The sequence below is a fragment of the Nocardiopsis sp. iso_40 genome (assembly GCF_056173285.1).
Genome location: NZ_CM149666.1, coordinates 3,709,268 through 3,734,998, shown reverse-complemented (window position 1 = coordinate 3,734,998; position 25,731 = coordinate 3,709,268). Strand labels below are relative to the sequence as shown.

The window sequence follows — 25,731 nt, the reverse complement described above, 5'->3', positions numbered from 1 at the left end:
AACACAGGCCGGATCGCAGTGCCGATCCGGATATCTCGATTCGCAGCGGACAGTGAGGGTCAACCAGTGACCGAAGGCGCAGGCGCGACGCAGACGAGCCCGTTCGCCCCCGGGGCCCGGGTGGAGGTACGTGACGCGGAGTGGATGGTGCGCACCTGTACCCCGGCCGCCTCGGCGGTGGACGGGCACATTGTCAGGGCCGTCGGGGTATCGGAGTTCGTCCGTGGTGAGGACGCGGTGTTCTTCACCGGGATCGAGGAGGTCACCGCCCTGGACCCCGAGCGGACCAGGCTGGTGCATGACGACTCCTCCGGGTACGCCCGCAGCCGCCTCTACCTGGAGTCGGTGCTGCGCCGCACCCCGCTGCCCCAGTCCGAGCGGCGCCTGGCGATGCCGGACAAGTTCCTCCTCAAGGACCTCGTCTACCAGCGCCGTCCCGCCGAACTCGCCCTCCGGGAGCTGCGCCCGCGCGTACTCATCGCCGACGTGGTGGGCCTGGGCAAAACCCTGGAGATCGGCCTGATCCTCGCCGAGCTCATCCGCCGGGGCCGGGGCGAGCGCATCCTCGTCGTCACCCCGCAGCAGGTCCTTGAACAGTTCCAGCAGGAGCTGTGGACCCGCTTCGCCATCCCGCTGGTCCGCCTGGACTCGGTGGGCCTGGAGCGCGTCCAGCGCGACATCCCCGCGGGCCGTAACCCCTTCCTGTACTTCAAACGCGCCATCATCTCCGTGGACACCCTCAAGAACCAGGGCAAGTACGGCCAGCACCTGCGCAGCATGCACTGGGACGCGGTGGTGATCGACGAGTCGCACAACCTCATCAACGAGGGCAACCTCCGCAACCAGCTCGCCCGGCTGCTGGCGGCCCAGACCGACGCCCTGCTGCTGGCCTCCGCCACTCCGCACAACGGGAACTCCGAGTCCTTCGCCGAGCTGATCCGCCTGCTCGACCCGGCCGCCATCGCCGACCCGAAGGACTACTCCGCCAAGGACATCGAACACCTCTACATCCGCCGCACCAAGGTGCACCCCGAGGTGCGCGCGGAGATGGGCGACGACTGGCCCGAGCGCGGTCCCTCGGTGTCGGTGCGCTGCGCCGCGACCCCAGCCGAGGAGAAGGTCTTCGCCGAACTCACCCGGACGTGGCTGGCGGGCGAGGAGCGCGAGGGCGGCCCCGTGGTCCGCAAGGAACGCCGCCTGTTCCCGTACACCCTGCTCAAGGCCTTCCTGTCCTCGCACGTCGCCCTGGCCACCACGGTCGAGAACCGGCTGAAGACCATCACCTACACCGGCACCGGCGGGCTCAAGGACGGCGAGGACGAGCGCGAGCACAAGGCCCTGCTCGACCTTCGCGACCTCGTCGCTGAGATCGGCGATGCCGAATCCGCCAAGCTCAAGGGCCTGGTGAAGGAGCTCAAGGAGATCGGTGTCAAGGCCAAGAGCCCCACCCGGGCCGTGGTCTTCTCCGAGTCCGTGCCCACCCTGGAGTGGCTGGACGAGACCCTGCCCGAGCAGCTCGGGCTCGAGCCCGAGCAGGTGGCGCTCATGCACGGCGGCCTCTCCGACACCGAGCAGCAGCGCATCATCAGCGACTTCGCCCTGGAGACCAGCAAGGTCCGCGTCCTGGTCACCGGTGACGTCGCCTCCGAGGGCGTCAACCTGCACCGCCAGTGCCACCACATCGTCCACTACGACCTCCCGTGGTCCCTGATCCGCATCGAGCAGCGCAACGGCCGCATTGACCGCTTCGGGCAGAAGCACCGCCCCCAGTTCCGTGCCCTCGTCCTCACCTCCACTGTCGAGGGGGCCAAAGACGACACAGTCGTCTCCGAGAGGCTCCTCGACCGCGAGGAGAAGGCCCACCGGGCCATGGGCACCGCCGAGACCGTCACCGGCCTGTTCAGTGCGAAAAAGGAGGAGGACCGGCTCATCCAGGACCTCCTCAAGGGCCGCACCGTGGACGAGTCCCTGGACGCCGCGCACCAACAGCAGGAAGAGGGCTCGGCCTGGGCCGGGGACGTGCTCTTCGGCGACGTGGGCGTGCCCGAGGGGGAGGCCGCACCGGAACGGGCCCCCGAGCCCCAGCTCTTCGGCTCCACCGAGGAGTTCGTCCGCGCCGCGCTGGGCACGGTCGCCGGCGAGGTCTCCGTCGACGAGGACGAGCGCATCCTCGCCTTCGAACCGCCCCGGGACCTGGCACACCGCCTCAGCGCACTGCCCGTCGACTACCTGCGCGAACTCAAGGTCAAGGAGCGGCTGCGCATCACCTTCGACCGCGAGCACGCCCAGAAGCGGCTCGACGAGGCCCGCGCCACCAAGACCACCTGGCCGGACACCAGCTACGTCAGCGACCTGCACCCGCTGGTGGAGTGGCTGGTGGACAAGGTCCAGGTCCAGACCCACCGCAACGAGGCCCCGGTACTCCGGGCAGACGTCGACGCCCCCGTCTTCCTCGTTCAGGGCACCTACTCCAACGAGCTGGGCCAGCCCACGGTGGTGGAGTGGATGGCCGTCACCGGCCTGCCCGGCGAGCCCCGGGTGGAGGACATGTTCGAGGCCGTCCGGCGGGCGGGGGTGGGCACCGGAATGGTCAACACCGGACAGCCCGGGGACCTGAGCGGGATCCAAGAGCTGGTCCCGGCAGCCGTCCGCGCGGCCCGGGCCCACCTGGAGGAGCGCAGCGCCGAGTACGACGCCCGCATCAAGGAGGACCTGGCCCGTCCCCAGCAGCGGTTGGAGCAGTGGCAGCAGCTCAGCCTCCAGGGTCTGGGTGAGGACCCGCGCGGCCAGCGGAAGAAGGAACGGGTGCACGACACCTACGCCGAACAGCAGCGTCTGATGCGCAGGATGAGCACCGCGGGCGAACCGCTACTGCGCGTCCTCGCCGTGGTGAAGGGGGAGAACTGATGGGTTACGACTCGCTGGCCAACCAGGGAGAGTACTTTTCCGCCCACTATCTGGCCGAGGTGCTGCCCAAACAGCTCAAGGGCAAGGACGGTCCCTTCAAGGACTGGACCGGCCTGGAGAAACAGGAGAACGCCCGGGCCCGGGCCGAGAACAGGAGTCCCGAACCCGTCACCCCGCGCCTGGGCCTGCGCCAGCTCAAGGCGCGGTACTTCAAGGTCCGCCCGGCACTGGCCGACCACGTCGAACAGGTGCGCGAGGGGACCGAGCCCAGTGACGCCGAGGTCCGGGCCCACCACAGGCTCCTGCACGCCCTGCACCGCGACGTGCTCACCGCGCTCGGCTTCAGCCCGAAGGACGAGCCGCTGGAGCCGCCCTTCCCACAGGGTGATGACCTGGTCCCGGTGCGGCTGGCGCTGTACGAGGGCACGGTCGCCGCCGTCGAGTGCGGTTGGGCCCCCGCCCCCGATGCTGCCCTGGACGAGAACGGCGCGGGCTGGCTCATCGACCCCGTGGATCTGGGCGGTCGCGAGCAGATCACCCTCGGCGCCAAGCTGGTCTCCTGGCTGTTCGCCAAGGACGAGAACCTGCGCTACGTGCTGATCCTGTCCGGGGGCGTGGTGGTCCTCGCCGACCGCTCGGTGTGGGGCGAGGGCCGCTACCTCGCGGCCAGCCTGGACACCGCGCTCGGACGCAACGACACCGACGAACTCGGCACCATCGGAGCGCTCTTCGGCGCCCAGGCGCTCCTGCCCTCTGAGGAGGGCGGCACAGAACCCATCGCGACGCTCGTCGACGCCTCCCGCCAGCACGCCGTGGGTGTGTCCAAGGAGCTGCGGGAAGGGCTGCGGGACTCGGTCGAGATCATCGCCAACGAGGTCCTGGCCCGGCTACGGGATCAGGATGTGGCCCCCGAGCGGATCGACACCAAGTCGAACCGCACCTTCGCCGACGAACTGGCCCGCCAGTCCCTGCGCTACCTGTACCGGATCCTCTTCCTGCTGTACGCGGAGGCCCGGCCCGAGCTGGGCGTGGTCCCCGCCGACGACGAGGCCTACGTCCAGGGCTACAGCATGGCGCGGCTCGGTGACCTGGTCGCGGGCGATCTGGTGGGTGAGGAGGCTCGGCGCAGCACACACCTGTACCAGTCGTTGGACCTGCTGTTCCGCATGGTCAACGAAGGCCACAACCCGCGCGGGCGCCAGCTCTCCGATGAGGAGGCGGCGCGGCTCTCGGAGGGGGACGGGCTTCGTTTCGAGCCGCTCAAGGCCGACCTGTTCGACCCTGAACGCACCCGGTTGATCGGTACCCGGCTGCCGCACCCGGACGACGACCCGGACGAGCCGGGCGTGCGGATGCTGGACACCCGGCTGCGCAACGAGGCGCTGTACCAGGTGCTGCGCAAGCTGATGATTTCGCGCGGCAGCAGGAAGGGGCGCGGCGGGTTCATCTCCTACGCGCAGCTCGGCATCAACCAGCTGGGCGCGGTGTACGAGGGGCTGATGTCCTACACCGGGTTCATCGCTCAGGAGGAGCTGTACGAGGCCGCCAAGAACGGTGACTCGTCAGGCGGCTCATGGATGATTCCGGCGTCCAAGGTCGACGACTACGGCGACGACGTGTGGGTGCGCGTCAAGGACGAGAACGGCAAGGTCACCAAGGAGAGCCCGAGGGTCGTCTACAAGCCCGGGTCGTTCGTGTATCGACTGGCCGGGCGTGACCGGGAGACCAGCGCGTCGTACTACACGCCTGAGTCGCTGACCCAGCTGACGGTTCAACTCACCCTGCGGGAGCGCCTCGACCAGAACGGCGAGACCACTCCGGCAAGGGAACTGCTGGAGTGGACCATCTGCGAGCCCGCTCTGGGCTCTGGGGCCTTCCTCAACGAGGCGATCAACCAGGTCGCGGCCGAGTACCTTAAGCGGGCCACGGCCGAGCGCGGGGAGGAGCTGGACCCCGAGCGCTACGCCGTGGAGCTGCAGAAGGTCAAGGCCTATATCGCTCTGCACCGGGCGTACGGAGTCGACCTCAACGGAACCGCTGTGGAGCTGGCCGAGGTATCGCTCTGGCTGAACGTGATGTACCCGGGCTTGCAGGCGCCGTGGTTCGGTCTGCACTTGCAGCGAGGTAATTCGCTGGTCGGGGCCGGAAGGAGGTTGTACGACCCCGAGACAGTGAAGAAGGGCGAGTGGCTCAAGTCCGCGCCTGAGGACCAGCCGTTCCGCGATGGAGACATCAAGGCCGGACACATCCACCACTTCCTGCTGCCCGCCCAGGGTTGGGGGAGTGTCGCTGCGGAGAAGGAGGCGAAGAACCTCGCTCCGGAGGACACCGCCAAGCTGAACGCCTGGCGCAAGGCGATGCGCAAGAGGCCGAAGACGACGGGGAAGAATTCCCAGTTCCGGCGCTTGCAGGCCCTGTCGAAGCGGGCGGAGTTCCTGTGGGGGCTGGTGATTCGGCGCCTAGAGCTGTCCGAGCGCGAGATCAGCCGGAGCATTGATGTCTACGGTGCGGAGTGGATTGATCAGCCCGAGGACGTCATCCCTCGTGAGGAAGTACTCGCCAACCTGACCGAGAAGGGTACCCCGTACTGGCGCCTCAAGACCCTGATGGACGCCTGGTGCGCGCTGTGGTTCTGGCCGGTGCAGAAGGCCGGGCTGCTGGACGGCAGCGACGAGCTGTACGAGCGTCTGGACAGCACACTGGACCTGAGCGGAGCCGGAGGTAACGGCACGCTGTTCGGTGCGGCGCGTGAGAGCTGGGCACTTGTTGACCTGGAAGCGTGGCTCAAGTTTGCTGAGGCTCTGATCGGTGTGAAGGACGTTGAGGGAACCATCTTCGGTGACCTTGACACACTCGCCGACCTTGATGAGGCAGAGTATTCACTTCCCGCCGTCACCGGAATGGAAGCAGAGTATCGCCTCGGCGAGATTTTCCCATGGCTGCGCGAGGTGGAGAGCCTCGCGGAAAGTCATGGTTTCTTCCACTGGGAGCTTCAATTTTCCCACCTCTTCAAGAGTAGAGGTGGGTTCGATATCCAGGTGGGAAACCCACCGTGGGTACGCCCCAACTGGGATGAGGACTCTGTTCTTGCTGAGGTTGATCCGTGGTTCAAGCTCAGTGAGCGCTCATCCTCTGAGGTGAAGGCGCAAAGAAAGATCGCTGCGATTGAGTCGAGTGGAGTAGGTGAATACTTCCTCGATGAGCTCTCGTTGGTGTCTGGGCTCAGCGGATTCCTGTCAGATATTTCAACCTACCCCTTGCTGTCTGGTACGCGTCCGGACCTGTATCGAGCTTTCATGTGTCGCGTTTGGGAAAACATGGGGTCTTCCGGATTTGCATCGATGCTGCATTCCGATACTCATTTTGGTGGAGTCAAGGAGGGGCGACTGAGGTCTGAGGCCTATGTTCGGCTCCGATTCCATGCCCATTTTGTTAATGCCGGAAACTGGGCTTTCCCAAGTCCGGTTGGAAGAAGTCGGGAGTTCGGTGTTCATGTATATGGAGAGTCAAGGGAAAATATTGACTTCGTCAATATGAGTTGGCTCTATAGTGCCTCTGTCGTGATTCCTTCCTTGATTCATGATGGCTCAGGTGAGGTTCCTGGTGTCAAAAACGAGAGGCAGTGGGACCTTCGACCGCACAGGGAGCGCTTGGTTCGTGTCAATGGTGGCATTCTGCGAGAGTGGCGGGAAGTCCTTGGTGCTTCGGATAGAGAAGAAGAATCCCCGCTTCTGCACTTGGTCACGAGTTCAGAGGCGGGCGCTGTTCGTGCCTTGGCTCGATATGGCAAAAGAATGGCAGGGGAAAATGTCTTCATTAGTGATGGCTTGAATGAAACAAATGACAAGAAGTCGGGCTTGATTCGCTGGAGTAATGCGGAAAAGGATGATTTGAGGGATATGGTTCTTCAGGGGCCTCATTTGTCCCCAGGGTCACCTTTTCTTCAGCAGCCAAATATTCCCTTTCGTCATGCTAAGGACTGGCCGACGGTGGATCCTATGGCCATGGAGGAGGAGTTCCTTCCTGTTGTCAATTACGAGCGAGCTTCCGGGGGTGCGGAGTTTCTTGCGGCTCAGGATGTATGGGATGGGAAGTATTGCACGGATTACTATCGTCTTGCGTGGAGAAGGATGGTCCCCTTCGATACGGAGCGTAGTCTTAATGCTGCTCTGATTCCTCCTGGCCCGGCGCATGTTCACACAGTTAATTCAATGTGGGTCCACAGTAGTAAATACACTGTTCTGACTTCTGGTTTTTGGGCTTCCCTCCCATTGGACTACCTCCTTCGCATTACTGGGCGTTCTGATCTTCAGGTTGCTGAAGCCCACAAGATGCCAGCTCCTACCTTTGGCCATCCTCTTGAGGCTGCTCTTCTTCTTCGGACAATGCGCCTCAACTGCCTCACCAGGGCCTATAGCACACTATGGGGTCAAATATATGAAGTGGCTTGGAAAGAGGAGGCCTGGGCGCGTCCCTGGCCGCGCCTGTCCCCCTTGAACAACGTCAGCCCTGAGTGGGAGTACGCCGCACCTCTGCGCACCGAGTACGAACGCCGTGCTGCCCTGGTTGAACTTGATGCCCTTGTCGCGACGTGGTTGGGCATGAGTGCTGAGGAACTCATCGCCATCTACAAAGCCCGGTTCCAGATCTTGGCTGGGCGTGACGACCGGACTTGGTTTGACGCGGACGGTCGCAAGATTGCGGAGGACCGGTACGCCTTCGGGCACGGGCAGACCAAGGAAGACTTCATTCACCTGCAGAAGTACCTGGACAAGGACGATCCCACCGACACAGTCCCCGACGGGTACACAGCGCCCTTCTACAAGGCCGATCGTGAAGCCGAGTACCGCGAGGCGCACGCGCACTTCACTGAAATCGTTGACCGCGCCAAGCGCGACGGCACCTGGGCCGGGGAGGTCTGACCATGCAGCCCACGCTCGCCGCAGCAGAGGTCAAGCGGAACATCACCCAGTACCTCTCCACCACCTTCGCGCTCGCTGACGAACCGGTCCGGGAGAGCCTCGAAGCCTTCTTCACCGACCCCGCCCAGGGCATCTTCCGGGGGCCTTACCTCCGGGTCCGTACGCCCTTCCGGGCCTCGGACGACTCCTGGCAGAACCACCTCGAATGGCACCCGCCCGGCTTCAGCCCGTTCCTCCACCAAGCCCGGGCCTGGGAACGCCTCTCCACGCTGAATGGCCCCGCCGAGCCCACCCTCATCACCACGGGCACCGGGTCCGGTAAGACCGAGTCCTTCCTGATCCCCCTCCTGGACCACTGCCGTCGTGAGCGCGCCAACGGCAACAACGGCATCAAGGCCGTCCTGCTCTACCCGATGAACGCGCTCGCCACCGACCAGGCGCAGCGGCTCAACGATCTTCTGCTCGACCCCGCTCTCTCCCAGGTCACCGCCGGCCTCTACATCGGCGACACCCCGGAGACCGGGTACCGGCGGGTGAGCACCGCCAGGGCCCAGATCCGTCGTCAGCGCCCCGACATCCTCATCACCAACTACAAGATGCTCGACCTGCTCCTCCAGCGCGAGCAGGACCTTCCGCTCTGGAAGGACTCCGCCCTCACCTACGTCGTGGTCGACGAGTTCCACACCTACGACGGCGCGCAGGGCACCGACGTCGCCATGCTGCTCCGCCGTCTGGCCGCCGCCACCGGCAACTCCCGCCCGGGCCGCCCGCTCGGTGACATCTGCCCGGTGGCCACCAGCGCCACCCTCGGCCAGGACGGGCCCGACACCCTCGGCCCCCCCAACGCCTCCGGACCCCCCGCCGCCAAGGACCACGACCCCACCGAGCGCATCCGCGCGGTCGCCTCCACCGTCTTCGGTACCGAGTTCGGCCCGGACTCCGTCGTGGGTGAGGACCGCCTGGCCATCGACGAGTTCATGGGCAAACTCGAATACGAGCTTCCAGTACCTGACCCGGTCAAGGTCGCCACCATCCGCGACCCGCACGGCGACCCCACCGCCATGGGGCGGATCATGGCCGAGTTCACCGGCCGCGACGACCTCAGCCCGCGCGAGCTCGGCGCCCTCCTGCGCAAGCACATCCTCACCAAGGCCGTGCTCAGCACCCTCGACGGCACCGTCGCCCCCATGGCCCGGGTCCTGGACGAGCTCCCCGAACGCGGCGCCTACGCCTGGGGACGCGCGCTGGGCAGCACCCCCGAACTCACCGCCGAGGCCCTGGCCCGCTACATCGCGCTGCTCTCCACCGCCCGCCACCCGGACACCCCCGAGGGTGAGAAGGACCGCCCCCTGGTGACCATCGAGACCCACCTGTGGGTCCGCTCGGTCTCCCGGCTCCTGCGCTCGGTCGCCGACAAACCCTCCTTCGCCTGGCACGGCGAGACCCCGCCCGCCCTCGGCTCGGAGACCACCACCTCCGACCTGGGCCGAGTCAGCCTGCCCGCCGTGTACTGCCGCCACTGCGGCCGCTCTGGCTGGGCCGGGATCTCCCAGGAGTCCGCACCGGCCGACCTGGTCACCGACCCGGACAAGGTGTACCGGGGCGCGATCGCCAGCAAGAAGTTCGTCCGTCCCCTCATCCGGGCCAGCCGCGCCGAGGCCGCGCAGAACCCCGCCGCCACCCTGGTGCTGCGCTCCTCCGGAAACCACGTGCGTCCGGTGGACCCCGCCACCGACCTCGCCAAGCACGAGGCCGGACAGCTCGACGGCGTGTTCGTGCTCGCCGACATCGCGCACACCAAGGAGTCCTTCCGGGCCGCCGAGAACGACCGCTGCCCGGCCTGCGCCGCCGACCAGGGCACCCGTTTCCTCGGTTCGGGCCTGGCCGCGCTCGCCTCGGTCTCCGTCACCGAGCTCTTCACCGGCGGCCAGCTCGCCCATGACGACGAGCCCCCCAAGACGCTGATGTTCAGCGACTCGGTGCAGGACGCCGCCCACCGGGCCGGGTTCGTCTCCAACCGCTCCTACACCTTCTCCGCCCGCGCCCTGCTCGCCGCCCGGCTGCGCGAACACCACGAGGAGACCGGCGGCACGTCGCTGGACCTCAACGACCTCATCGCCGACACCGTCGCCCGAGCCGAGGACCCCGCCTACCTGGCCTGCGTGGTCCCACCGGACATGCACGACCTGCCCGGCATGGACCGCCTCCTCGCGGGGGAGAGCAGCGGCGGCACCCGGGAGTGGGACCTGGTGGGGGAGCGGTTGGCCTTCACCTCCGTGCTGGAGTTCGGACTGCGCTCCCGACAGGGCCGCACCCTCGAACTCACCCGGACCGCCGCCGCCCAGGTCCGGCTGGACGAACCCGACCGGATCGCCGCCCTGGCCGCCGACCTGCTCCAGCACAGCGGAGATCAGATCGAGGGCCGCCGCCCCTCCCCGGCGGTCTTCCGCGGCTACGTGCGCGGGCTCCTCGAACGCCTGCGCACCCGGGGCGGGATCAGCCACCGGTGGCTCGACCCCTGGATCAGGAACGTCGGGGCCAAACGCTTCGGCACCATCTGGGGCAAGCGCCCCGACGGTATGCCCGCCTTCCCCAGAGGGCTGCCCGCCCCGCGCTTCCTCACCGACGACCGCAAGGAACGCAGCGAGTTCGACTCGGTCACCGGACGCGGCACCTGGTACCAGGACTGGACCACGCGCTGCCTCAAACTCCCGCCCGAGGCCGCGCCCCGCTACCTGCGCCGCCTCCTGGATCTCCTCCACGAGGAGGGCGTGCTCACCCGCACCGGCACCGACGCGGGCGTCAACGTCTACGGCCTCACACCCGGGCACGTCCAGGTCCGGCTCCTGGACGACGAACAGGTGGTCACCGGCGGACTGCGCTGCCACGTGTGCAACTGGCGCCAGAGCGCCCACCCCGACCAATTGGACGACTGGGCCGCCGTGGCCTGCCCGCGCTACCGGTGCACCGGCCACCTCACCGTGGACGAGGACCGCCGCTTCCGCCACGACTACTACCGGCGCCTGTACCGGGAGGCCCAGCCCTTCCGGATCACCACCGCCGAACACACCGGGCAGCTCACCCGTGCCCAGCGCGAACGGGTCGAGGAGTCGTTCAAGCGCGGCAGCCGCTACACCGACCCCAACGTCCTCTCCGCCACCCCCACCCTGGAACTGGGCATCGACATCGGCAAGCTGGACGCCGTGGTCCTGGGCTCCCTGCCCACCGGCCCGGCCAACTACGTGCAGCGCGCCGGCCGGGCCGGGCGCCGCTCCGGCAACGCCTTCCTGCTCACCCTGGTCGGCCGCCGCGCCCGCGAGCGCTACTACCTGGAGGAGCCGCTCGACATGATCGCGGGGCAGATCGCCCCGCCCGGCAGCTTCCCCTCCGCGGTGGAGATCCTGCGCCGCCAGTACGCCGCGCACCTGCTCGACCTCGCCGCCCGCGGCGACCTGCCCGGGGTCCCGGCGCTGCCCGGCCGCGCCGCCGACCTCTTCGGCGACCTCGGCTGGCTCCCGGGGTTCACCGAGAGCGCCCTCGCGCACGGCGACCGCCTCGTCTCCGGCTTCCTCGACCTGTTCACCGGGGCCGGGCAGGACGTGGACGACGTCGCCGCGGGTCAGCTGCGCCACTACGCCACCGTCGGCCTCAAGGAGACCGTCACCCGGGCCGAGGAGATCTGGGCGGCCCGCCTGGCCGACCTGCGCGAGCGGGTGGAGACCGTCGGCCGCTCCATCGACGCCCTCATCGAGTCCGATCCCGAGCAGAAGCGCCGCAAACGCGCACTCCAGGCCGAACGCAACGCCGTGCGCAGGCGCATCGGCGAGATCGGCCGCACCAGCGCCCACGGTGCCCTGGTCGACCTCGGCGTGCTGCCCAACTACTCCCTCGTGGACAGCGCCACCGAACTGGAGGCCACCCTCACCTGGGAGGAACGCGACGCCGACAGCGACTCCAGGTTCCACACCGAGGTCCGCGAGTACAAGCGCCCCACCGCCCGGGCCCTCACCGAGCTCGCCCCCGGCAACCACTACTACGTGCGCGGCTACCGGCACACCGTCGACGGCCTCGACATCGGCTCGATGCACCGGCCCGCCTGGCGGGACTGGCGGGTCTGCCCCGCCTGCGGATACGTGCGCACCCACGACGCCGCCACGGACACCTCGCCCTGCCCCCGCTGCTCCAGCGCCGTCATCGCCGACCGCGGCAGCCTGTACCGGGTCCTGGAACCCACCCGGGTGTACGCGCGCGACCGCCGCGACGACGCCCTCATCCGGGACGAGCACGACGAACGCCAGCGCGTCTTCTACGAGACCGCCACCGCCGTGGACATCCCCGAGGAGTCCATCGCCCCCGGAGCCTGGCGCCACACCGGCCGGGTGTTCGGCGTGGAGTTCACCCGGGAGGCGGTCATCCGCAGGTTCAACCTCGGCGCCCTGCGGATGAACCGGCCCGCCACCGTCACCTTCGCCGGGAACGAGGTCACCCCCACCCCGTTCCAGGTGTGCCGGGCCTGCGGCGGCGCCACCCTCGACGAACCCGTCAACGCCGTCAGCAACGTCCTCGGCAGCTCCTACGACTCCGGCCGCAGCTACCACCGGCCCTGGTGCCCGCAGCGCCGCGGCGACCAGGTGGAGCATGAAAAGATCGTGCTCGCGCACTCGCTGCGCACCGAGGCCCTGCGCATCCTGCTGCCCGTGGCCACCGTGCACACCGCCGAGCGCATCATCAGCTTCAAGGCCGCGCTCATGGCCGGGCTCGCCCGCGTCTACGGCGGGGCCCTGGACCACCTGGCCGCCACCGTCGCCGCCATGCCTGACCACGAGACCGGTCACCAGCGGCGCTACCTGGTCATCCACGACACCCTGCCCGGCGGCAGCGGCTACCTGAATCCCCGCTCCGGGGCCGAGGGCATTCGGGAGATCCTCGCCGCCGCCCGTGAGGTCGTCGCGCACTGCCGCTGCCAGGCCGACGAGGGCCGGGCCGCCTGCCACCGATGCCTGCTCGCCCACGTCAGCGACCGCGAGTTCCCGCACGCCGACCGGGCGCTGGCCGAGGAGATGCTCACGGACCTGTTGGAGGACTGGGCGACCGACAGCATCGCCCGCACCGACGACATCTCCCTGTGGGACCAGGTCGAGAGCGAACTGGAGGCCCGCTTCCTCCAGGCCCTCCAGCGCTGGGCCAAGACCCCCGACTCCGGCCGCTCCTTCGAACTGGGCGGCAAGGTCAACGGTCGGCGCAGCGCCGTCCTGCGCCTCATCGGCGGAGACAGGAAGGTCATCGGCTGGGAGGTGCTGTTCCAGAACACCATCAGGGGCACCCGCCCCGACGTGGTCTTCCGCCGCCTCGACACCAGCCGCGACCAGGTCGCCCTCTACCTGGACGGCTACTCCTACCACGCCTCGTCCCAGCACAACCGGATCGCCGACGACGCTGACAAGCGCGCCCGGCTGCGCGCCCACGGCATCACCGTCTTCCAACTCAACTGGGACGACCTCGACCACCTGGACGGCAAGAAGGTCCCGCACCCCGCCTGGCTGCCCTACGGTCCCAACGGGCGGATGCAGGCCCAACAGTCCTACGGGCAGCAGGGCGGTGACCCGAAGGAGCTCGACGCGACGGTCTGGAACAGCCCCGCCGAGACCCTGTTCGCCTACCTCGGCGACCCCGAGCCGACACGCTGGGCCCAGCGGTCCCAGGCGGCCGTCACCGGGATCATGCGGACCACCGGGGCCGAGAAGACCGGCGGCGGAGCCGTCGAAATCGCACCGCACGTCACCTCCGCCCTGCGCGGCGACCGCCTGCCCGGGCCGGTCGGGGGCACGGGCTGCGTCCTGATCCGCGGCACCGACGACGCCGGATGCCGACTGGTGCTCGTCGCCAACCAGGCCGAGCGCACGGTCAGCGCGTTCACGGTTCTGGACGACCGCGAGGAGACCCTGGCCGGCGGCGGCGACGACCACAAGCGTCGCTGGAAGGCCTGGCTGTACTGGGGCAACCTGGTCCAGTTCCTCACGCACGAGGGCGGTGACGGCGGTCAGTTCGCGCTCAGCGCCCTCAACGCCCTGGACGTGTCCGTCCTGTCCGCGGTGGGCGGCGACGGCCTCGACGACACCCTGGCCCTGGAACCGATGGACCCGGCAGAGGTGACGGAGCTCTTCGGGGACACCCTCACCAGTACCCGGGTGCTCACCCGCGACCTCGAGCGGGGGCTGGTCACCCTGCTCGACACCGTGGCCGCCGAGGAGACCGCCTGCGGGCCGGAGCACTCCGAACACACCCTGGACGTCACCGTCGACCCCGCGTGGGTTCAGGTGTCGGAGCTGATGGAGCCGGACGAGCCCGGACTGGAGACCCTGGCCGGGGAGCTCCAGCGGCGCGGTGCCCCCGCGCCCGAGGTCGGCTACGAGTTGGGGGCGGGCATGTGGCCCGCCGAACTCGCCTGGCCCGACCACAAGGTGGCCGTCGTGCTCTCCTCCGAGCTCATCGGCAACGCCGAGGACAAGGCCAGGGGCGAGGCCGCCTACACCGAGGCGGGCTGGCACGTTCGGGAGGCCGACCAGTGGGAGGTGTCCGAGCTGGCGCGGATCCTCACCGCAGGCGCAGAGAGCGCGACCGACGGGCGCGCCCCCGCCGACGGCGATGACGACACGACGATCGCGAAGGGATGAGCATGCAGGACAAGGCCACACTGCGGCTGTTGGACAAGGCCGACAAGGAGATCCGTAAGCTCCCCCGCAACGTCAAGGGGGCTCTGTACGACTTCCAGTACAAGTTCCGGGAGAACCCCACCAACCCCACGAACGGGTTCAAGCAGCTCAAGGGCGAGCGGCTGTTCTCGGCACGAGTGGGGGAGTACCGCGCGATCCTCTTCCACGCCGGGAACCAGGACTACATCCTGGTCGCCCTGCGCCCGCGCGGGCAGGTGTACGAGCACCTGGAGCGGTACCGCTTCGACATCAACCAGGTGACCGGCGCCCTGGAGATCTTCGACGTGGTGGCCTCGGAGGAGGCGACCGGAACTGAGCCCCCCGCTCCGGAACAGATCCCCGCCCCGCAGCCGGAGGCCGAACCGGTGCCGGCCGAGGCCGCATCCGGCCCGGAGCAGACCGGGCCCGCGCCCGAGTCCCCCCGTCCGCTGCTGGCCGACTACACCCAGGACCAGCTGCGCGAGCTCGGCGTGGCCGACGGTCTGGTCTCCCTCGCCCTGACCATCACCACCGAGAGCAGGCTCCTCGGCCTGGTCGAGTACGCCCCCCGGCACACCGAGGAGGTCCTGCTCGCCCTCGCCGACGGACGCGGGTTCGACGAGGTCATGGAGGAGGTCACCCGCCCGGTCGCCGCCCCCGAGCCCGTCGACACCACCGACTACGACACCGCCTTCACCCGACCGGCCACCCGTGTCACCACCTTCGACACCGACCTCCAGCAGGTCCTCGAAGACGACTTCGCGGCGTGGAAGGTGTTCCTGCACCCCACCCAGCGCAGGCTCGTCAACCGCGGGTACAAGGGTCCGGCCCGGGTCAGCGGCGGTCCCGGCACTGGCAAGACCATCGTCGCCCTGCACCGGGTGAAGCACCTGGTGGACCGGTTGGGCCCCGGCTACACCAAGCCCGTGCTGCTCACCACCTTCAACAAGAACCTCGCAGCGGACCTGCGCCGCCGCCTGCTCGACCTCGGCGGACAGCAGCTCCTGGACCGGGTCGACGTCGTCAACATCGACCAGCTCGCCTCCCGCATCGTCAGCGAGAGCGGTCAGGGCCGCCAGCGTCGCCGCACCATCAACGACCAGCAGGCCGCGCGGGAGTGGCAGGACATGCTCACCGAACTCGATGAGCGCACCTGGGACGCCGACTTCCTCAACGCCGAGTGGAGCCAGGTCATCCTGGGCCAGAGTGTGCGCACTCGCGGCGAGTACTTCCGGGCCCGCCGGGCCGGACGCGGCCAGCGGGTGAGCCGCGCCCAACGGGCCGAGATCTGGCAGCTGGTGGAGCGGTTCACCATGCGTCTGGAGGAACGGGGGGTCTGGACCTTCCGCCAGGTCGCCGAGGCGGCCGCCCGAGTGGAGGGCGACCGCGCCGCCAAGATCGCCGCGAACCGCGAGCGCGAGGCCAACGCCGGCGGGCAGATGCTCCACCACCAGGACCAGTCCTTCGCCAACCTGCGCTTCCGCTACGAGCACGTGGTCGTGGACGAGGCCCAGGACCTCAACCCCGCCCACTGGACCCTCCTGCGCGCGATGGTCGACCACACCGACAACGACATCTTCCTCGTGGGCGACACCCACCAGCGGATCTACGGCAACCAGGTGTCCCTGGGCAGTCTCGGCATCAACATCGTCGGCCGCTCCGCGCGCCTGACCCTCAGCTACCGCACCACGCGCGAGATCCTCGGCTCCGCCCTGGGCCTGCTGGGCGAGGAGACCTGGGACGACCTCGACGAGGGCACCGACACGCTCCGCGGCTACCGCTCGGTGCTACGCGGGCCCCGGCCGTCCTTCCACGGAGCCGATACCTGGGAGGCCGAGATCGACGCCCTGGTCACCAGGATCGGAGCGATCAGGGAGCAGGCCCGGGCCGAGGGGAAGTTCGCGTCCGTCGCGGTGGCGGTCCCCGTCCGGGACATGGTCGGCGAGGTCGAGCGCGAACTCGTCCGCGCCGGGATCAGTGCCGCGTCGCTGGGACCCGAAGGCCCGCCCTCCGGCCACGAGGAGTCCGTCCACGTGGGGACCCTGCACCGGTACAAGGGGCTGGAGTACCAGCACATGATCGTCGCCGGTGTCACCGACGGCCTGGTGCCCAACGCCAACGTGGACCGGTACGAGGACAGCGATCCGGCCCGGTACCGGCGCGAACTCCAGATGGCCCGTTCACTGCTGTTCGTGGCGGCTACCCGCGCGAGGGATTCGCTGGTGCTGTCCTGGCACGGTGAGCCCAGCCGCTTCCTGCCGAAGCAGGCCGCGCAGACGAAGAAGTCCGCGCAGGACCCCGAATCCGAGGAGGGCTTCGAGGACGGCGGCCTCTTCAAGCCCCCGAACGCCCTGTTGTAGCGCTTCGCCGACATGTGGCGGTCGGTTCGGACCCCGGATCACGGGCGTCGGAACCGACCGCTGCTGTCGTTGTGATCGGAGTCGCAGGGGGCAGTTACCAGGGATTCTTCGGAAAGGCCATCGAAGCGGACGGGTCGGTTGAACGCCGTGCTGCCCTTGCTCGAGCGCCGTAGGCGGTCAAGGTTACTCGCTTCAGGAGCTGGCCCCCTCTGCTCTGAGCCGATGCGGAGGTGTTCGGGGGATTACAGGACCGGTTCGAGCACCAGGCTGACGAGGGTGTACAGAACCACGAGCACCAGGGCACCGCGCAGGACCAGCGCCGAGATGTTGAGTACCCGGTCGACCGAGCGAAACTTACGATTCAGTTCCCGGATGTGTTTCTTCTTCTCCGCGAGGTGGCGCTCCAACTCTTGCTGCTTCTCCTTGGCCTGCTCCTGCTCCTGGCTGCTGAACCTGAGGAGTTCGTCCAGGTGCTCCTGGGCCTGCTGGCGATTCACGGATGCCTTGAGCTGCTCAGGGTGTTCCCTGCCGGGAATGTGTCTGTAGATCTTGTTCTCGCATTCCCGGACAGCATTCAGGCGAAGTTGGAACGAGGCGCTGTCAATTTCCAGTTCCCGTTCCCGGTGTTCTCTGACGAGGTCGGTGGTGACCAGCTTGTCCGTTGCGCGGATGTAGCGTCTTTGGGTTTGGACATGGATATGGTGCAGGCCGAGGAGGATGGGGATGGAAAATACGATGATGTTGATGCTCAAAACTGTTTCAGTCATAATTATTCTTCCATCCCCATTCCTTCTGTTTTTTCCTTGAGGTCAGGTGTGTCAGCCTTCTTGGCGAGATCCATGAGCCGCTCGGACGGAGTTCTGAACTTGACATCCGGCTTGTTTTCTATTCCCTTCTGGCGTGTGTCTCCGGTGTTCGTTCGGTCGGATTCCGCACCGATTTCGTTTTGGTTTTTTCCGGGCTCGGAACTGATCTCTTTCGCAGTCTGGGCGGGCGCCTCGTCCTGCTGTTGCCCGTAGGTCTCCAAGATATCTTTGAGTGTCTCCCTGTAAAGGAACACTTCTTTTTCGTGTTTGTTGAGAAGGTCGGATGTGCTGCTTTTGGCGATTCCGTTCAGGTCATCGCACCGATCCTTGAGGTCCAGCCTCAGTTTTTCGATGACCCTGTTGGCTTTTTGAGATTTTGTGATGTAGGCGTTGTCCATTTTTATGGCCAGGCGTGCCAACTGTTCCTGGGGCCCGGGAAGGGCGGACAGGTCGATGACTTCGTATGTTCCGTCGTTCTGCTCCCGTACATTGCCGAACTTGACAAGTTCTGCGTAGTTCGCTTTTATTATTGCCAGTTGGAAGGTTATCCTGCCCTCGGCCCCTTCCAGGGTTTCCAGCAGGGTTTCAGCCCGTTCGGCGAAGCTTTTTGCGCTTCTCGCCTTTTTCGTGGTGATCGACTCCCTGATTTCCTCGATCTCTATCAAGTGCTCGATCGGACCTTCCAGGGATTCATCAATTTTTTCCTGAATATCCAGTTTTGTGATATTGGTTTTTGCCTGTTCGTTTTCAAATTTCTTCTTGAAATATTTGTAGTTCAGATAGGCTGCGGTCGCGACTGTGCCGGTCACGATGGTTGTGGTTGCCAGGAAGACTGCTATTGGCAGCATGGGATTAGAGGAATTCTATGTTTGGTGGCAGGCCTTTTCAGGTAGCTCTTGCTGCTGATTTTTTATTTTTTCAGGTGCTGCATCGCTGCTGTTTCCGAATCCTCCCTGACTGCCAGAAAAGTCCTGGTGGCTGCGCTGATGATAATTCGCTCCCTTTCTTTGCCTGCCTCTGGTGTCACTTTTTTGAGAGTGTTGATTCTTCCGGACAGGTGTCCTTCGGCTTCGCCGAGACCCTGGCGTACCTCCAGAATCCTGTTCAGGTCCTGCTCGATGCTCCTGATGCGGGCCATGTCGGCAACGACAACGTCTGACTTCTTGATCTTTTTTTGGTGGACTGCGTAGACACTGCTCAGGGCTGCTGATGCCACGACGATGAAGAAAAAGATCAACAATTGAACAGGCATTTTAGTTACCCAATTCTTTTGTGTGTTCGGTGCTGCTTCTCGGCTCTTTGTCGGTGCTGGTTTTGCCACCGGTGAGCTTGGCTGCAAACCTGGAGATAGTAGAGCGGGTATTCGTGATCGCCTTGCTTTTCTCCTTGTCCGGAGCGGGTGCTTGGGTCTGTTCTTGTACCTGCTGCTTCCGTGCCTCTACGGCCGCCTGGAAGAGTTCCTTGATTTCTTTCTCGCTGGACTGGGTCTTGGTCTCGGAAAACTTCTCGATATTCTTAACCTTGGTTTCGAAGTCTTCCAGTTCTTTATTTGTGTTGCTGGTCCACTCTGCTTCGGCTTTATTGAGCGACCTGAATCTGTGCACGGTATCGTCTAGTTTTTTCTTGATTCTATTCGGGGGTCCTTCTAGTGTCAGGCTCTCGAATTCCAGTTGTTTACTCTTTTCCTCCTCCGTTTTTTTGCCGAAGTGTCCTGCGAAAGCAGCGCCCACTGCAGTGATCGCAAGGGGGACCATCCGGGCGGAGTTCAGAAATTGTTGTGACATGGGGGCCTTCCCGGGCTGGTCTTGTGGGGAGGTCGGTTTTGCGGGCGGATTCCTTTGTGAGCTGCCAGGGAGATGTCGAGGCTGTCTGCTGGAACGAATCAGGGCGGGGTGAGCGGACTTCGGGCGGAGGGGAAGGGGTCACGTTGCTTTTTACCAGGCTTCCGCGAGGGCGGGCGGCACCTGGTGTGGCCGCTTCCGGACACCCACTTGACTACGGCCAACGCCACTGATCCGGCCGGGGTAGGAGGAAGGAACTTCGAACCTTGGTTGTCGGAACACCGCATGCACGTCGTGGAAACGCCCCGTCGGTCCGCAGACGGCCGTGGACGAGTCAGCCGAAGGCGACCGCGCCCAGCGGGTGGACGACTGGGCGCGGTCGAGTGGCCTACCGGTGGTTGTCGCGAGCGGAAGAAGGCGGTTCACCCGGCCGTGGTGAGGTGGCGTGCTCCTCGACAGGCTTCTTCCGCCCCACATGGCGGCACCGCAGGAGAGTGCGGCGACCTCAACGCGGTTCTGGTGGGGGCCGCTGTGGTCGTTCTTCCGGAACAACAGCACGCGGTGCTGTGCCCCGACGGTGGACGAGGGCTGACCCGGTCCGTTGTTCAGGGGCAGTCGTGGCCGGTCACACAGAAGGAGTCCGCGGCTGTCCCGTAGCGCTCACGGGTGAGGTTCCGGTCTTCTGCCGGACCGGCCGCCAGGACCGCGTAGACGTCGCCGTCACCGCCGGCGAAAGCCCGCATGTACACGTCCCGGGAACCGCGTTCACCGCTCTCGTCGGTGTAGTTGAGCTCCCGGGCTCGGACGGGCCGCCTCGGGGGCCAGTGCGCCCAAGACCGTTCGGGGCGCGCGGCTGAACGGGAACACTCCCGATCAGTCCACAGGAACGGTTGTCCTGAAGACCCGACCTGAGGGAGTCCATGGCCTGTCTCGGGGATGTGTGCCCACCTGCGAGATCCATGACCTGGGTCAGGTGATGTCGACCGCCCCGGGAGCAGAGGACCCCTGCGGCGGCCCCTCGTCCTCGCAGTAACCAGGCTCGGCCGGTTCCGACCACGGCGAGGGCCGTCGGTTCGAGTTCGGCGTCGAGGGGGGGAGGAACGCCACGACCCGCTGTCTCCGTAGGAGGAGGCGACCGCCCAGACCTGGCCGTAACGGCCCGCGGTGACTCCGGACCGGACACGTCCTCGGTGTGTGCTCGGCTTGTTCTGAATGCTCCCTATTCCACCTGGGCCGGTCTGGTGTTGGGACGCGCTCACTCCGCCGGGCGTGGAGAGTGAGTGTGGCCTGGGGCACATGTGGTGTCGGGTGAAGGACTGGAGCACGGGTCGCTCTCCCGGCGGTCACGGTGAACCGGCGTTATGCGTCGCGGGTGGCGGACGGTGTGCCGGTTCGCGCCCGGCCGGGGTCCCTGCCGGTCCCGTTCCGCCGGGCGTGGATTGCGACGGCCGTGGTGGCGGTCAGGAAGAGCGCCTGCATCAGGGTGCGCGGCAGGAGTTCCTGGTGCGGTGGCAGGTCGGTGCCGTTCAGTGCCAGGTGCACGTTGGCGGGGAACATCGCCAGTAGTAGGAGGGCGAGCCCCGCGGCTGCCCGGGGGGCGCTCCGCGACCACAGCAGGGCGGCTGCTCCGGCCAGTTCCAGGATTCCGGTGACGGTGACGAGCAGGCCCGGGTGCGGCAGGGGTGGTGGGACCATCGCGATGAGTTCCTCGCGCATTCCGACGAAGTGCACCGTGCCGGTCAGTGCGAACATCGCCGCGAGCCCGCCGCGGAGCGCGACCGGCCAGGGGCGCAGGGCTCGGACGCCGAGCGCTCCGGCGGTCAGCAGCGCCAGGGTGACGCAGACAAGGGTGATCAGGGGTTCCACGGTGTGCCCTCCAAAGTTTCCACTGGAAAGATAAGCGCATGGCGCCTCAACTTGTCAATGGAAAGTTAGGGGTTCGGGGGCGGGAGGCGTCCGGCCGGACGCCTCCCGCCGGCCCCGGGGCGCCAGGGGCATGCCCCTGGCCGGTCCGCTCAGCCCGTGGGACTGTTCAGGACTTGCGGCGCGAGGTCCAGGGGATGGTGGGCTGGAGTACGGCCTCGCTCAGGGCCTGGGAGCGTAGGTGGGTGATCTCCTGGTACTCGGGGTCGGAGACCATGCGGCTGAACACCTCCCGGCTCGGGTAGCGCACGAGCAGCACTGCGTCCCAGTCCTGCCCGTCCTCGGCGACCAGGGGAGCCGCGCCGTCGCCCGCGTAGACCAGTTCGGCGCCGTACTTCTTCAAAAAGTGCGCCGTCCGCCGGGAGTACTCCGCGTACGAGGCGCGGCCGTCCGGGGCGAAGCGCAGCAGGTTGAGCATGACGAAGGGGCCGTCAGGGCCCTCTTCCAGCATCTTCGCCAGGGCGGGTCCGGTGGGGTCTACAGCCATGGGTGACTCCTTGTGGTGGGGAGATGGGGTGGTGTGACGGATGGGTCGTGGTGGATCGCCGGGAATTTCCGACGGGTAACCAGTATCACAAACCGGCCGGTCGGTATCCAGTGTGGCATGCTATCGGCGACCGCCACCGCCGAAGGGCCGAAGGTACCCCGCGCTCCCGCACCCCGTGTCTCAGCGGTCCGTGCGGTGTCGCGGGGCGTGCCAGCGGTAGTGGTGCTCGGTCATCTCCTGGTGCTCGGGGGCCGAAGGGTCGTAGTCACCGGTACGCCGGGCGAGGGCGCGCGTCCACGGCGCCGCGCTGATGCCGTGCGCGTAGACACTGATCAGCACGGTCAACCCCGCCACGAGCAGGACCTTCTCGCTCACCGCGTCCCCTCCCTGCTCGGCCACCATCAGGGCGAACAGGATGGAGGCCAGCCCGCGCGGGCCGAACCACCCGAGGAAGAGCACCGTCTCCGGGCGCAGACGCGCCCCCAGGCTGGCCAGGGCCACGGCGAGCGGGCGCACGACGGTGAGGCTGAGCACCGCGTACGCCAGGACCGGCCAGTCGACGTCTCCCAGCCTGGGCCCGATGACCAGTGCGCCGAACAGGGTGAAGGTGACCATGCTCAGCAGCTCCCCCTCGCGCTCGGCGAACTGGTGCACGAAGTGCCGGTGGCCCTTGGCCGTCACTCCGAAGGCGAGACCGGCGGCGAAGGCCGCGAGGAATCCGTTGCCCGCCACGGCTTCGGCTCCGGTGTAGGCCAGCACCGCCAGCGCCAGCGGGTACAGGCGGCGATGGGTGGCGTTGACCCGCCCGGCCGCGTCCGCGCGGGTGAGGATCCAGCCGCCGACCCCGCCCGCGACCACGCCCACGAGCAGCCCCAGGCCGATCTGCTGGGCGGCGAAGCCGACCCACGAGGCGGATCCGGCCGTCTCCCCCGAGCCCACCGCCAGCGCGGTCAGGGTGACGACCGCGGGCAGGGCGATGCCGTCGTTGAGGCCGCTCTCCACGTTGAGCGTCTGCCGCACGCGCACGGGCAGGCGCCGGTCGGCGACCATGGCCGAGCCGAGGGCCGCGTCGGTGGGGGTCAGCACGGCGGCGAGCAGGGTCGCTCCCGCCAGGCCCAGCCCCGGGAGGAGGCCATAGGCCAGGGCGGCGCCGAGGCCGATACCGAGCGGCATGCCCGCGCCCAGCAGCCGCAGCGGCAGGCGGAACTCGCGGAGCAGGGCGCCCAGGTCGACGCGGACCGCGTCGGTGAACAGCACGAGCACCAGCGTGGCCTCGGTGAGCAGCCGCATGGCCTGGTCGGTCACCGTGCCGGTGAGTAGCCCGAGGCCGCCCGAGCCCAGGACCAGTCCCGCGGTGGTGAAAACCATCGGGGCCGTCAGCCACGTCCCCTCGGTGCGCCCGGAGATGAGCGCGTAGCCGAGGAGCAGCGCGGCCAGGACGAGGAGGTCGGTCACTGCGGTCCGCCTTTGCTCGGTGTGGACGGGCCCGCACCGTGCGCGGAGCGGCGTCCGGGGCCGGGCGGGGGCGCCTCCGATCGTGCCACGCGGGGCGTCCGTGCGGCGGCAGGACGCTCGGACGCCGGGGGTTCGGCCCGGGAGCGCCCCTCCGTTCCCGGTTCCTCCGTCCGCCGGGCCGGTGTCACCGCGGGTGCGCGCCGGGGGAGACGCCCCCGCCCCACCGGGTTTCCCGGCCGGGGTCCCTGCCGGTCCCGTTCCGCCGGGCGTGGATTGCGACGGCCGTGGTGGCGGTCAGGAAGAGCGCCTGCATCAGGGTGCGCGGCAGGAGTTCCTGGTGCGGTGGCAGGTCGGTGCCGTTCAGTGCCAGGTGCACGTTGGCGGGGAACATCGCCAGTAGTAGGAGGGCGAGCCCCGCGGCTGCCCGGGGGGCGCTCCGCGACCACAGCAGGGCGGCTGCTCCGGCCAGTTCCAGGATTCCGGTGACGGTGACGAGCAGGCCCGGGTGCGGCAGGGGTGGTGGGACCATCGCGATGAGTTCCTCGCGCATTCCGACGAAGTGCACCGTGCCGGTCAGTGCGAACATCGCCGCGAGCCCGCCGCGGAGCGCGACCGGCCAGGGGCGCAGGGCTCGGACGCCGAGCGCTCCGGCGGTCAGCAGCGCCAGGGTGACGCAGACAAGGGTGATCAGGGGTTCCACGGTGTGCCCTCCAAAGTTTCCACTGGAAAGATAAGCGCACGCGACCCTGGCCTGTCAATGGAGAGCCGGTGTGCGGCGGCGTGGAAGGGCTCGCGTTCCCCGGGCCCGGACCCGCCCCGTGCGAGACGGGCGTCCACGGTATCCGTACCCCCTGGTCCCGGGCGCGACCGTCGGCGGAGTCACGGGTAGGACTACCGGTGCGCCCCCGCCCGCCAGGGGCGCACACTGGAACCACAGCGGCGGACACACTCCGCCCCCGGAGCACCGGTGAGGCGATCACCATGACGATTCCGACCACCCCGCACAGCGCACTCTCACGCGACGGCACCGCGATCGGCTTCACGTCCTCCGGGAGCGGTCGGCCGCTGGTCCTCGTACACGGCACCGCCGCCGACCACCACCGCTGGGACCCGGTCCTGCCCCTCCTGGGGCAGGACCACCGGCTCCACGCCGTCGACCGGCGCGGCCGAGGCCTCAGCGGGGACGGCACCCACTACACGATCGAGCGCGAGTACGAGGACGTGGCCGCGGCCGTGGACGCCCTCGCCGAGGAGAGCGGCGGCGGGGTCGACGTACTGGCCCACTCCTACGGGGCGCTGTGCACCCTGGGAGCGACGGCGCTGACCCCGCACCTGCGCCGCGTCGTGCTCTACGAGCCGCCGCTGGACGCCGCCGGGCGGATCCCCGCCGGGGTCCTGGCCGAGCTCGACGCCCTGCTCGCCGAGGGAAGGGAGGACGACGCGGTGTCCTCCTTCTTCCGCAGTGTCGTGGGCATGCCTCAGCGTCAACTGGACCTGATCCGGGCCCTGCCCGGATGGCGGGACCGGGTGGCGGCGGCGCACACCATCGTGCGCGAACTGCGGGCGGTCGACGCCCACCGCTTCGACCCGGCGCCCGTGCGCGGAGTGACCTGCCCCGTCCTGCTCCTGCTGGGCGGGGACAGCCCCGAGCCCGTGCGCAAGGACGTCCGCGCGCTCGCGGACGCACTGCACGGCTCCCGGGTGCGGGTCCTCCCCGGTCAGCGGCACACCGCGATGGACACGGCTCCGCAGCTGTTCGCCCGTGCGGTCAACGCGTTCCTCGCCCCGGGCAGGGACCCCGGAGAGCCGTGAACGCCACCGGAAACGGCCGGTCGGCCGCGGTCCCGGCCCGCCACCTGTGGCCGGGTGCGCGGCCGGGGGCCGACGCGCCCGGCGGGCCCGCCCCGGGCCGGGTCGTCGGTGCCGCCGGTCTCACCCGTTCCAGTAGTGGCCCGCGACCCCTTCCGCCTCCTCGGTGACCGCGTTGTTCAGGTTGGTGTCCCAGCCCTGGTCCAGCAGCCAGAGGTGAACGGCCTGGCGTTCCTCGAGGACCCGGCGGTAGGAGTCGCGGGCCCTCGCGTAACGCTCCTTGCGCGCGGGACGTTCGCGCCTGAGCTCGCGCCGGGCCTGCGCCACCCGCCGCCCGTAGTACTCCTCGACGACCGCGGCGGCGTTGAGGTGGCTGAGGAAACCCTGTTCCTGCCACGCCGCCAGTTCACGGGCGCGCAGCGCCTCCAGTTCCCTGCCGGTGCTGCCCGCGCCGCTGTCCGCCGCCCGCACCGCGCGGGACACGCTCTGGGTGCTCTCCAGCCTGCCGGTGAGGAAGTCCTCGATCGCCGCCAGCGCTTTGGATTGCGTGTCCTGTGCGTCCGCAGCCATCGTTGCCCCCGGTCCGGCC

15 protein-coding genes are annotated in these 25,731 nt (G+C 67.9%); 5 read left to right on the top strand and 10 right to left on the bottom strand.

Annotated elements, in window-relative coordinates; translation table 11 throughout:
* The first annotated feature begins 66 nt into the window (after window positions 1–66).
* Genes AC0VYD_RS16355 through AC0VYD_RS16340 form a run of 4 tightly spaced genes read left to right on the top strand, consistent with a single transcriptional unit; the run spans window position 67 to window position 16,881 of the window.
* A complete protein-coding gene (locus AC0VYD_RS16355) occupies window positions 67–2,907 on the top strand; it encodes a DEAD/DEAH box helicase (RefSeq protein WP_475476389.1) in 2,841 nt (946 codons plus the stop codon).
* Complete coding sequence (locus AC0VYD_RS16350) at window positions 2,907–7,829, top strand: DNA methyltransferase family protein (RefSeq protein ID WP_475476388.1); 4,923 nt, start codon at window positions 2,907–2,909, stop codon at window positions 7,827–7,829. The genes AC0VYD_RS16355 and AC0VYD_RS16350 overlap by 1 nt, the downstream gene beginning before the upstream one ends.
* Window positions 7,830–7,831: 2 nt before the next feature.
* Window positions 7,832–14,503, top strand: coding sequence for a DEAD/DEAH box helicase (locus tag AC0VYD_RS16345; RefSeq protein WP_475476387.1), 6,672 nt, complete (start codon window positions 7,832–7,834; stop codon window positions 14,501–14,503).
* The gene (locus AC0VYD_RS16340; RefSeq protein ID WP_475476386.1) at window positions 14,500–16,881 is read left to right on the top strand and encodes a UvrD-helicase domain-containing protein; all 2,382 of its coding nucleotides are present in this window, start codon (window positions 14,500–14,502) and stop codon (window positions 16,879–16,881) included. The genes AC0VYD_RS16345 and AC0VYD_RS16340 overlap by 4 nt, the downstream gene beginning before the upstream one ends.
* A gap of 242 nt (window positions 16,882–17,123) precedes the next feature.
* Here AC0VYD_RS16340 and AC0VYD_RS16335 read toward each other — a convergent pair whose 3' ends face one another.
* The 9 genes from AC0VYD_RS16335 to AC0VYD_RS16295 all read right to left on the bottom strand — a co-directional run bounded on the left by AC0VYD_RS16335 (window position 17,124) and on the right by AC0VYD_RS16295 (window position 24,033).
* The gene (locus tag AC0VYD_RS16335) at window positions 17,124–17,633 is read right to left on the bottom strand and encodes a hypothetical protein (protein WP_475476385.1); all 510 of its coding nucleotides are present in this window, start codon (window positions 17,631–17,633) and stop codon (window positions 17,124–17,126) included.
* A gap of 17 nt (window positions 17,634–17,650) precedes the next feature.
* Window positions 17,651–18,535, bottom strand: a complete 885-nt coding sequence (locus AC0VYD_RS16330) for a hypothetical protein (RefSeq protein ID WP_475476384.1) — start codon at window positions 18,533–18,535, stop codon at window positions 17,651–17,653.
* Between the two features lie 62 nt (window positions 18,536–18,597).
* Window positions 18,598–18,939, bottom strand: a complete 342-nt coding sequence (locus tag AC0VYD_RS16325; protein ID WP_475476383.1) for a hypothetical protein — start codon at window positions 18,937–18,939, stop codon at window positions 18,598–18,600.
* Between the two features lies 1 nt (window position 18,940).
* Window positions 18,941–19,471 carry a hypothetical protein gene (locus AC0VYD_RS16320; RefSeq protein WP_475476382.1) on the bottom strand — a complete coding sequence of 177 codons (531 nt, stop codon included), beginning with the start codon at window positions 19,469–19,471 and terminating at the stop codon, window positions 18,941–18,943.
* Between the two features lie 602 nt (window positions 19,472–20,073).
* On the bottom strand, window positions 20,074–20,211 hold the full coding sequence (locus AC0VYD_RS16315; protein WP_475476381.1) for a hypothetical protein: 138 nt from the start codon (window positions 20,209–20,211) through the stop codon (window positions 20,074–20,076).
* 616 nt (window positions 20,212–20,827) lie between these two features.
* Window positions 20,828–21,334: a DoxX family protein gene (locus tag AC0VYD_RS16310; protein ID WP_475476380.1), complete on the bottom strand. Its 507-nt coding sequence runs from the start codon at window positions 21,332–21,334 to the stop codon at window positions 20,828–20,830.
* Window positions 21,335–21,500: 166 nt separating this feature from the next.
* Window positions 21,501–21,878, bottom strand: a complete 378-nt coding sequence (locus AC0VYD_RS16305; protein WP_475476379.1) for a DUF1330 domain-containing protein — start codon at window positions 21,876–21,878, stop codon at window positions 21,501–21,503.
* A 180-nt stretch (window positions 21,879–22,058) separates the two neighbouring features.
* Window positions 22,059–23,333 carry a cation:proton antiporter domain-containing protein gene (locus AC0VYD_RS16300; protein ID WP_475476378.1) on the bottom strand — a complete coding sequence of 425 codons (1,275 nt, stop codon included), beginning with the start codon at window positions 23,331–23,333 and terminating at the stop codon, window positions 22,059–22,061.
* Between the two features lie 184 nt (window positions 23,334–23,517).
* Window positions 23,518–24,033 carry a DoxX family protein gene (locus tag AC0VYD_RS16295; protein ID WP_475476377.1) on the bottom strand — a complete coding sequence of 172 codons (516 nt, stop codon included), beginning with the start codon at window positions 24,031–24,033 and terminating at the stop codon, window positions 23,518–23,520.
* Between the two features lie 281 nt (window positions 24,034–24,314).
* Here AC0VYD_RS16295 and AC0VYD_RS16290 point away from each other — a divergent pair, with 281 nt between their 5' ends.
* A complete protein-coding gene (locus tag AC0VYD_RS16290) occupies window positions 24,315–25,145 on the top strand; it encodes an alpha/beta fold hydrolase (protein ID WP_475476376.1) in 831 nt (276 codons plus the stop codon).
* Window positions 25,146–25,265: 120 nt separating this feature from the next.
* Here the strand turns inward: AC0VYD_RS16290 and AC0VYD_RS16285 are convergent, their stop codons facing one another.
* Window positions 25,266–25,712 carry a hypothetical protein gene (locus tag AC0VYD_RS16285; RefSeq protein WP_475476375.1) on the bottom strand — a complete coding sequence of 149 codons (447 nt, stop codon included), beginning with the start codon at window positions 25,710–25,712 and terminating at the stop codon, window positions 25,266–25,268.
* Between the last annotated feature and the right edge of the window lie 19 nt (window positions 25,713–25,731).

Bases quoted from the DNA above. Each gene is read 5' to 3' on its own strand.
- AC0VYD_RS16325 (WP_475476383.1), bottom strand. From the start codon at position 18,939: ATGCCTGTTCAATTGTTGATCTTTTTCTTCATCGTCGTGGCATCAGCA.
- AC0VYD_RS16320 (WP_475476382.1), bottom strand. From the start codon at position 19,471: ATGTCACAACAATTTCTGAACTCCGCCCGGATGGTCCCCCTTGCGATC.
- AC0VYD_RS16345 (WP_475476387.1), top strand. From the start codon at position 7,832: ATGCAGCCCACGCTCGCCGCAGCAGAGGTCAAGCGGAACATCACCCAG.
- AC0VYD_RS16350 (WP_475476388.1), top strand. From the start codon at position 2,907: ATGGGTTACGACTCGCTGGCCAACCAGGGAGAGTACTTTTCCGCCCAC.
- AC0VYD_RS16305 (WP_475476379.1), bottom strand. From the start codon at position 21,878: ATGGCTGTAGACCCCACCGGACCCGCCCTGGCGAAGATGCTGGAAGAG.
- AC0VYD_RS16315 (WP_475476381.1), bottom strand. From the start codon at position 20,211: ATGCGGGCTTTCGCCGGCGGTGACGGCGACGTCTACGCGGTCCTGGCG.
- AC0VYD_RS16290 (WP_475476376.1), top strand. From the start codon at position 24,315: ATGACGATTCCGACCACCCCGCACAGCGCACTCTCACGCGACGGCACC.
- AC0VYD_RS16285 (WP_475476375.1), bottom strand. From the start codon at position 25,712: ATGGCTGCGGACGCACAGGACACGCAATCCAAAGCGCTGGCGGCGATC.
- AC0VYD_RS16340 (WP_475476386.1), top strand. From the start codon at position 14,500: ATGAGCATGCAGGACAAGGCCACACTGCGGCTGTTGGACAAGGCCGAC.
- AC0VYD_RS16330 (WP_475476384.1), bottom strand. From the start codon at position 18,535: ATGCTGCCAATAGCAGTCTTCCTGGCAACCACAACCATCGTGACCGGC.